This window comes from Moorena sp. SIO2C4 (genome assembly GCF_010672485.1).
In the GTDB taxonomy this organism is placed as follows: domain Bacteria; phylum Cyanobacteriota; class Cyanobacteriia; order Cyanobacteriales; family Coleofasciculaceae; genus Moorena; species Moorena producens.
In genome coordinates this window covers 1-2208 of record NZ_JAAHGN010001173.1, presented here as the reverse complement: position 1 = coordinate 2208, position 2208 = coordinate 1, and the positions used below count along the sequence as shown (strand labels likewise).

Sequence of the window (2208 nt, the reverse complement as noted above, 5' to 3'; positions counted from 1 at the left end):
TACCACTTCTCCAAAGCCAATTTCAAAGGAAACGTCTTGGACAGCTTTGACTGAACGGTAGGTACGGCGGAAGAAATGGTTTAAGGTACCTTTTAGTCCTGGTTGTTTGATTGCTACTGGGTAGATTTTGCTGAGGTTTTCGACAATAACAATAGACATGAAGGACACAGGGAGTAGGGAGTAGGGAGTAGGGAGTAGGGAGTAGGGAGTAGGGAGTAGGGTTAAGGTTGTCGAATTTTTCTTGTTACATCATCTGCTAAGCAGATGATGTAAACCTGCATGGTCTTTTTTGATTGGAGAATAAAACTGAGGCTCTCTTGCCTCTTGCCTCTTGCCTGTTGCCTTTGAGAGTATCTTCACAACCCAGACACAAAAGCTATATCTTATCAAAGATACCCAGCTTGAGATGATGTCGGGGATGATTGGCTTCAGCTTCTGCCATGGCAGCTTCCCCTTGGCTAATCGCTTCTGGGCCTACCGACTCATCTCCAGCTAATTCTTGAGCTAATTCTTGCAAACGCGATCGCAAGCAGAACATTGCCGCACTCAGATGCCGTGAATTATTTTCCTGCCATTCACCCATGCTTGACCTATGCTCACCTTCACCAGAATACATTCCACACTATCCACACCAGCTTCCACAGTCAAGACCAGTAAGCTATCAGCGGTCAGCGGTCAGCGGTCAGCGGTCAGCCTAATGCAGACGTAACTCATATTAAAAAAATGGTTACCTGTTTGATTCAAAAGCACCTCAAGTAGCACCATCTGTAGCGCATTAGCTGAATCCTGATAACTGATAACTGAAAGCTGAAAGCTGAAAGCTGAAAGCTGAAAGCTGATACCTGATAGCTGATACGCGACGCGCTGATAGCTTACCAGTCAAGACCAAAAAAAATAGCCGTGGAAAATACTTCCACGACTACAAACGTAAACCAATTCAAGGCAATGACTACAAACGTAAAGCAATTTAAGGCGATGTAGCATCTACTGATTAATTCTAGTTTACGAGGAATTTAGGCTAAACCCCTCTGTGGCTCTGACCCCTCATAACAAGGCATAGTACAAAACCAATAAACTAGTCTTAACTGTCGCACCTGGGGGGAAGACCCCCCAGCTACGTTATAAGTTTAATCTAGAATCAGATTGCGCTGCAAAATACAAATGTATTCCCCAGGATTGTAGGTCCGTTGGAGTGGACTCCACTCGCTGACTGTGGCATAGCCCAGAGTCTGCAAATTCCTGATTGTGATATAAATCGCCCGCTTAGAACCAGTCAAGGTATGTTTAATTGGTTCTTGGTAGGGATAAAACCCATGAGAAGCTGGGAGAATTATTTCACTAGATTGATTCGGAAAAGGTGAAACAATGAAATTGGTGTACATCGCCTTAAAATTAGGACGTTAGTGTTCATTAATTATTTAAACATAAAAATAAACTTTGTGCAAATTCTTACATATATTTTAATATAATTGTAAGCATTCAGCCTTCAGCATTTAGCATTTAGCATTCAGCATTCAGCATTCAGCATTCAGCATTCAGCATTCAGCATTCAGCATTCAGCATTCAGCATTCAGCATTCAATAGGCCAACGGCTGACGGCTGACGGCACCTCAAGTAGCGTGGCCAAAGGCCAACGGCTGACGGCTGAATGCTTACATATAATTTAATCATTAATTTTGTTAAATGCTAATTTGAGGTAACATAGAATCGGGAATCGGGAATCGGGAATCGGGAATCGGGAATCGGGATTTTCGGTAAGGGAAAAAACGGTAATTATTTTTGATAACTAAGTCTACAGTTATAGCTAAGTTTGACAGAGATAGTTGACAGAGTTAGTATAAGTAAGGATAGCAAAAGTGCTGAGATTAGGGTCAGCAAATAATTAAAATTAGATAATTTTGGATAGTTATATCTAGTATTTATTGATTACCGTTTTTTTGACATAACCCAAAATCCCTCTATAGTTGATTAACTCTTGCCTCTTGCCTTTCCCTACTCCCTACTCCCTACTCCCTACTCCCTTGATGAACATTACCATTAAAATCCCAGAGCTAAGCATAGAAGGAATGTAAGTATTCAGCCGTGAGCTTTTAGCTCACGCTATGCGAACAGCTGTCAGCTGTCAGCCGTCAGCTTAAAATAAACCTCTTTTGTAAACTTCTTTTGGTATAATTTAAGGTAAGCATATGCGCTACGCGCACGCTACTT

Annotated in this window: 2 protein-coding genes and 1 pseudogene; all 3 read right to left on the bottom strand. The window is 41.8% G+C overall.

What is annotated here, in order from left to right; genetic code table 11:
• A pseudogene (locus F6K20_RS35225) lies at positions 1-159 on the bottom strand (ABC transporter); the annotation flags it as partial.
• Between the two features lie 217 nt (positions 160-376).
• On the bottom strand, positions 377-583 hold the full coding sequence (locus F6K20_RS35220) for a hypothetical protein (protein ID WP_008190289.1): 207 nt from the start codon (positions 581-583) through the stop codon (positions 377-379).
• Positions 584-1127: 544 nt separating this feature from the next.
• Positions 1128-1382: a hypothetical protein gene (locus tag F6K20_RS35215; protein WP_008190286.1), complete on the bottom strand. Its 255-nt coding sequence runs from the start codon at positions 1380-1382 to the stop codon at positions 1128-1130.
• Positions 1383-2208 lie beyond the last annotated feature (826 nt).

What these genes read in the sequence shown, in the direction of transcription:
- F6K20_RS35220 (WP_008190289.1), bottom strand. Translation starts at nt 583, where the DNA reads ATGGGTGAATGGCAGGAAAATAATTCACGGCATCTGAGTGCGGCAATG.
- F6K20_RS35215 (WP_008190286.1), bottom strand. Translation starts at nt 1,382, where the DNA reads ATGTACACCAATTTCATTGTTTCACCTTTTCCGAATCAATCTAGTGAA.